This window comes from Holdemanella sp. DFI.5.55 (assembly GCF_020593575.1).
Taxonomy (GTDB): domain Bacteria; phylum Bacillota_I; class Bacilli_A; order Erysipelotrichales; family Erysipelotrichaceae; genus Holdemanella; species Holdemanella hominis.
On sequence record NZ_JAJDMK010000023.1, the window covers coordinates 20,823 to 27,656 of the forward strand.

Genomic DNA, 6,834 nt, shown 5'->3' on the forward strand with positions numbered 1-6,834 from the left:
ATGGATTTTTCAATTCCCCAACAAAAAGCCATTGACATTCGAGATACAAATGTCGTTGTCTCTGCCAGTGCCGGAAGTGGTAAAACAGCTGTTTTAGTAGAACGTTTATGTCAGCTTGTATTAAAAGACCATATTTCAATCGATTCTATCCTGGCAATGACTTTCACAAAGGATGCGGCAGCTGAAATGAAGGCACGTCTTCTTTCCAAATTAAAAGAGCAGCCAAAAACAGAATACATTCTTCAGCAAATGGCTCTACTTGAAACAGCCAGTATTTCAACTATTGATAGTTTCTGCTTGTCGATTGTACAAAATTATTACTATAAGATTCCTATTTCTTATACGATGTCCAAACAAACGGCATCTTCAGCCCAAACACGCATCGCCTTTGACAACGCCTACAAACATGCGATTCAAGATTTACACTTAGCTGCATACACAAAATTAAAAATGTATTTTCTCTCTTTTGGAAAAACAGAAGAAGACATTCAAAAATACATTGAAGATATTTTGGCAATCCTCAACTCTAAATCCGAAGAAGACGCAAAGACATGGATTAAAAACATTCAAGATTCATATACATATTTAAGTCCAGAATTAATGGAATATGCATTGAAATACTTTCATAATCATTGCTTGGCTATGTCAGAGATTTTAGATGAAATAATCTATCAAATCGCAAAGCCTGAAGATTATGAAGTCAAAAAGGACTATTTATCAAAGTGTTTAGGTGCCAACTCGTATTCAGATTTTAAAGCTCAATTTGAATTGTATTTAAAAAATACCATCGGTTTTAAGAAGACAATTGATAAGGTGGATTACTCAAAATATCAAACTTCTTTTAAAGATCATGAAACAAAGATCGTAGAAAACTTATTTGATGAAGAATTCTATTTAAAGGACATTCAAAATCATAAAGCTTTAGTAGATACCTTATTCGAATTAACCAATAAAGTAAAGTTATACTTTCAATTAGAAAAGAAGAAAATGGAAGTGATTGACTTTAATGATATGGAGCACTTTGCGTATCAACTCCTTCAAGATCCGATGATCAAAGAAGAAATGTACAATAAATATCAGATGATTCTTGTGGATGAATTTCAAGATACCAATGAACTTCAAGAAAAAATCATTGCGTCTTTCTGCCATGAAAACAACGTATTTAGAGTGGGTGACATTAAACAATCCATCTATGGTTTTAGACAAGCCAATCCAAAAATTATGCAGGACTGGATGAAAAAGGAAGATATCAACAACACCCCTTTATTATTGCAGGAAAACTATCGTTCCAATGCGAGTGTTATTCAATTCAACAATGATTTTTATAGTAAGATCATGAACAATGAATTATTGGGAAAACAATTTGAAGAGATTGATATTGCCAATGTAGGTACGAAAGGACAAATGGAAAGTCCTCAATATCCAGTTCGTTTCTTATATACAGAATATAAAGATGAAGAAGGCAACAAAGCTACCATCAAAAAGAATCACAATGAGAATCGTTTTGATTTGATTGCACAAGATATTATCGAAAAGCACAAAGCAGGCATGTCCTATAAATCTATGTGTGTGTTAACCCGTAATCATGCGCCTCAAGAAAAACTGAAAACAGTTTTTGAGGCCTACAACATTCCGGCTATGATTACCATTGATCATGGATTCTACACAAATCCTGCCATCCAAATTGTACTTTCCACTTTAAAAGCTTTAGAAGATTTAACCGACGACATTGCGTTATGTGCTTCTTTAATGTCCCCATTATTTAATGTATCTTTTTCTCAAATTGCGAAGTGTTGCATTGGAAAAGAAAAAGGCACATCTTTATATATGAGTATTAAAAACGAAGATTTTATGAAGCCTTTCTTTGAATTATATGTAAATAGAAATCAAACGATTGTACAACTTCTACAATACATCTATGCCTATAATAATTTCTATTATGCTTCTACAACAATTCAAGATAAGAACAACCTGGATTATTTATTAGAATTAGCAACCCAGTATGAAAATCAGAGTGACATCCATGGTTTTGTCCTACAACTATCTAAAGATGCAACGCAAGATCAAACTCAGGAAGCAAGCTTGTATGGCAAAGAAGATGATGTAGTTCAAGTAAAGACAATGCATCAATCTAAAGGTTTACAATTCCCTGTTGTATATATTCTTTCGCAACATGAACAAAGAGATAAACATGGCAGTTCATGCATCTTACTTGATTCAATATTAGGATTATCTTTAAAAGGCTTAAGTAATGATTATAAATATAAGTACAATTCAATATATCATTTAGCTCTACAAACCAAAAAAAAATTGGATGATCTTGCCGAAGAAATGCGCGTATTCTATGTTGCGACAACACGTCCTCAAAAAGAATTGGTCATTGTAGATACGATTGAAAGCATTGAAGATTTTTATAGTCCATTAAACGCCTATACTCTATTAGAAGATGAGAGTTATACAGGATGGCTTTTACATACATATGCCAATACGAGTGGTTCTCTAGTGGTTTTTGATAAAAAATCAGAATTGTATGAAAGACCATTAAAAGTGCGTCAAAATAATAAGTCTTACAAGCTTCCTGTCTATACAAAAACATCCGATGTGTTCTCGAGTCAAACGGCTAGTGGGGCCAAAATGAAATTAGACTGGAAAGATATTTCTCTTACTAAAAATATAGGAACGCTTCGTGGTACTTTATTCCATGAAATTGTGGCGCAATGTTCATATCCTTATCAACAAGAAGAAATTATTTCTTATGCGAATTCTTATGGATATACTTTAAAGGATTATGATATCAAACAGATTCTAGCTTTAAATTCGAATGCACTCTATGCTTCATGGATGAACGAAAAGCATGTATTTGAACAAAGCTATATTATTAAAGAAAAAAACCAAGTCGTTCATGGATTTATGGACTTAGTTATCTATAAAGAAGATGAAATAATTATCATTGATTTTAAAACAGATACCACGGATAATGAAAATAAATTAATTGATATGTATGCGGCTCAGCTTCAAACTTATAAACATTCAATGGAAAGAATAACGGATTCACCGATAAAAACATATATTTATGCTTTTTCTCTATTTAAATGCATCCTTTTATAATAACTTATGCTACAATGGAGGGGTCTTTTGAAAAAAGAGAGAAGGAGAGAGATTCATGGAAAAATTCTTTAAATTGAACGAGAAAGGTTCAAACGTTAAGACAGAGCTTATTGCCGGTCTTACAACATTCTTGGCTATGGCCTACATTCTTGGGGTTAACCCTGCAGTATTGGCAGATGCTGGTATGGATAAAGCATCTGTATTCCTTGCGACAGCTATTTCTGCTGGTGTGGCAAGTATCATTATGGGACTTGTTGCCAACTACCCAGTTGCATTAGCTTCTGGTATGGGTGTAAACGCATTGTTCGCCTACACAATCTGTGGACAAATGGGCCTTAGCTGGGCAGCTGCATTAAGTGCTGTATTCATTTCAGGTGTTATCTTTATTCTTATTTCTGTTACTGGTGTTCGTAAAGCTATTATCAATGCGATTCCAGTACAATTAAAATTGGCAATCGGAGCCGGAATCGGTTTCTTCATTGCGTTTGTTGGTTTAAAAAATGCGGGTATTATTGTAGCTAGTCCTTCAACATTTGTAACAATTGGAAACTTAACAGATCCAACTGTATTACTTGCGATTGTCGGATTGTTGATCACAATTGCGTTAGTTATTAAAAATGTTCCTGCAGCCGTTTTCGTAGGTATGGTTATCACTGCTGTGATTGGAATCATCCTTGGATTCATGGGAATGGCTGGTATGCCTACTTTACCTGAACATTTCATTTCGTTTGATTTTGAATTACAAGCTGCTGGAGCTTGCTTCTCAGGAATTTCTGAATTATTCGCAAATCCATTCCAAGCTTTCGTAGTTATTTTCTCATTCTTATTTGTTGACTTCTTTGATACAGCTGGAACACTTGTTGCGATTGGTAACCGTATTGGTTTAATCAACGATAAAGGTGAACTAGAAAATGCTGAACAAGCATTGCTTGCTGATGCGGTTGGTACAGTATTTGGTGCAGTTTTAGGTACTAGTACAGTAACTAGCTTCGTTGAATCTAGTTCTGGTGTTGGTGTTGGTGGACGTACAGGTTTAACTGCATGTACATCTGGTGTTTGCTTCTTACTAGCTGTATTCTTATCACCACTTATCTTAAGTACAGTTACGAACGCAGTTACTGCACCAGCATTGATCGTTGTTGGTATTATGATGGCACAACAGTTAAAAGGTATTGACTGGGATGACATGATTTTTGCAGCTGCTGGTTTTGTCACTGTTATTATGATGATCTTGATGTATTCTATTTCAAATGGTATCGCATGTGGATTCATCGTTTATACAATTGCCATGATTGCAGCTGGTAAAGCGAAAGAAGTTCACCCAACTGTTTGGGCATTAATGATCATCTTCGTATTATACTTCGCTACACCTTACATTATGTAAAAGAAAAAGTCGGGTTTCCGACTTTTTTAATACTTATTATCTTTTTCATATTGATTTTCAAAGGCATTCTTAAATGTGAGGATGCCTTTTTTTGCATCATAAAATGAAGCAAGTAATTGTACAGTTTCTTCTGTACTCATCTTCGATGTATTGATCATCAATGTATAGTTACGTGGATTTCCCCATTTTTGATTGGTATAGAATTCATAAAATCTAGATCTTTGTGCATCTTTTTCCTGCACAATTTTCTTGGCTTGTTTGGCAGGCACTTGATATTCGTCAATCGACCATTGAATACGTTCTTCTACATCACTGTAACAGAATACAGAAATAACATCCGGATTGTCTTTTAAAATATAATCGGCACATCTTCCTACAATAACAGCATCTTCTCTTTGGGAAATCTTTTGAATAAAATCACTTGCCATATCATAGATTTGTGTATTCACACTTAATTCTGTAATATTTCTAATTCCTAAAAGGCCTTTAGATTCTATTGTAAATAAGCCATTCGCATCTTGATTCTGGTCTTTAAAAAAGTCAGCGCAGACTCCCATATTTACTGCAATTCTTTCCAAAATTTCTTTATTATAATAACTAATATCTAAATATTCAGCTAATTTACGAGCAATCTCCCTTCCATTGGACCCAAACTGCCTCGATATCGTTATAATCACATTCTTTTCCATGCCAATTCCCTCTTTTTCTTATATCATACAATAATATGATAGAATAGTGTAGTGGAGGAAGGTTATGAAAAAAATTATTTTTTTAGATTTAGACGGAACTCTATGGACATTTGAAAAGATTCCTAGTTCTGCTTTAGAAGCGATTGAACTCGCAAGAAAAAACGGGCATAAAATTTATATAAACACAGGTAGAACACGTTGTGAAGTCCCTCAATTTTTATTAGATATGAATTTAGATGGCTATTGTTTCGGGGCTGGCAGTGAAATTATAATTGATAATATACAAGTACTTTTTAAACCATTGAAAAAAAGAGACACTCAATTTATTCAGCACTTTGCCAAAGATTCAGGATTCTCTTTAGAGGGAAGCAAAATGACATTTACTAGTGAGAAAAACAGAGAAAGAATGCGCCAATTTAATACAGACAATCGTATGGGAAATCGTTTCTTGTCTTTTCCAGATATTTCAACAATTACCGACGATGATTACAATCAAGTCATGAAAGTCAGCATTCATTTTGACTCACTTTCACAAAGAGAAGAAATATTAAGACAAATCCCTAAACATTTAACATTCACAAACTTCATGCATTTAGGCGGAGAAATCACACATTCAGAATACAATAAAGCTACGGCTATTCAGTTTGTCAAAAACTATTATGAAGAAGAATATGAAACCGTTGCGATGGGTGATTCTGAAAATGATTTACCAATGTTAGAATATGCTGATCTTTCAGTTGCGATGGGAAATGGTGTCAAAGAGGTAAAAGAAAAAGCCGACTATGTCACAGATAAAATTGACAATGACGGCTTATACAAAGCTTTTAAATATTTAAAGCTATTTTAGAATCAGAAATGATTCTTTTTTTATTGTTGTTGTTCCTTCATTACATCTACGTATTTTCTACGACCTGGATGTAAGTTATCAACATAGTAACGAACTGTTAAAGTTCCAGCAACCTTAGTACGAATCTTAGGCTCTACAATAAAGCCATCTCCTTCTAACATTGCATCTAACATTGCTTTGCAGCAATTTGCTAAATTTTTTACCCCTGGTTCACATTCATTCATAAACTCTTTGGCATTCACTTCGATGTATAACCACATTTTATCATGAGCTTCTTGTTTCATTTCCTGTAAACGAGCAGCATACTGTTCTTGAGTCCATTTTTCCATAATCATGACATCCTTTCTTATATTCTAATCATACATCATTCTAATCAATAACTCAAACTTTGGCCTTTATTTATAGTTACATTTGTCATGTTATTTACAAACTGTGCAAAATAAACACAATTGGAATCGTTACCACACACGAAACACTTGTCAAGAAGATAGCTTTACTAGCAAGCGTTGCATCCTCCCCATACATAAATGCATATACACTAGAATTACTTGCCACTGGCATACACATAATGAGTATAAGTGTATTTTCAATCAATGGATCCATGTGAAATAAAGAAAGAGAAAACATATAAAACAAAGGTATTGAACCTCTCATCACTGAAGTGACGAGATTCTTGGGAAAAGGCTTCTATCGAAACCTTTCTTACCAAGCTATCCCCGCAGTTCCTGCGGTTCTTTTTATTTTTAGCTAGTTTGCTAATATGCCTTGCATCAATATATTGATAGATGCATTTACATCTCTGTCAT

The 6,834-nt window shown here is 33.9% G+C and carries 6 protein-coding genes; 3 read left to right on the top strand and 3 right to left on the bottom strand.

Annotated features, from left to right (window positions below):
• Together LJE08_RS06470 and LJE08_RS06475 are read left to right on the top strand one after the other, a co-directional pair.
• On the top strand, window positions 1-3,108 hold the full coding sequence (locus LJE08_RS06470; RefSeq protein WP_227402745.1) for an exodeoxyribonuclease V subunit beta: 3,108 nt from the start codon (window positions 1-3) through the stop codon (window positions 3,106-3,108).
• Window positions 3,109-3,163: 55 nt separating this feature from the next.
• Complete coding sequence (locus LJE08_RS06475; protein ID WP_217256026.1) at window positions 3,164-4,492, top strand: NCS2 family permease; 1,329 nt, start codon at window positions 3,164-3,166, stop codon at window positions 4,490-4,492.
• 26 nt (window positions 4,493-4,518) lie between these two features.
• On the opposite strand, the gene LJE08_RS06480 is transcribed toward LJE08_RS06475, so the two are convergent.
• Window positions 4,519-5,181: an AAA family ATPase gene (locus tag LJE08_RS06480; protein WP_227402746.1), complete on the bottom strand. Its 663-nt coding sequence runs from the start codon at window positions 5,179-5,181 to the stop codon at window positions 4,519-4,521.
• A 64-nt stretch (window positions 5,182-5,245) separates the two neighbouring features.
• On the opposite strand from LJE08_RS06480, the gene LJE08_RS06485 reads away from it, so the two are divergent.
• Entirely contained in the window at window positions 5,246-6,028 is a 783-nt protein-coding gene (locus tag LJE08_RS06485) for a Cof-type HAD-IIB family hydrolase (protein WP_227402747.1), read from the top strand.
• 20 nt (window positions 6,029-6,048) lie between these two features.
• Here LJE08_RS06485 and LJE08_RS06490 read toward each other — a convergent pair whose 3' ends face one another.
• Window positions 6,049-6,357 (bottom strand): hypothetical protein, encoded by a 309-nt coding sequence (locus LJE08_RS06490; RefSeq protein WP_227402748.1) that lies wholly within the window; start codon window positions 6,355-6,357, stop codon window positions 6,049-6,051.
• Window positions 6,358-6,451: 94 nt separating this feature from the next.
• Window positions 6,452-6,682, bottom strand: coding sequence for a hypothetical protein (locus LJE08_RS06495; protein ID WP_186999482.1), 231 nt, complete (start codon window positions 6,680-6,682; stop codon window positions 6,452-6,454).
• Window positions 6,683-6,834 lie beyond the last annotated feature (152 nt).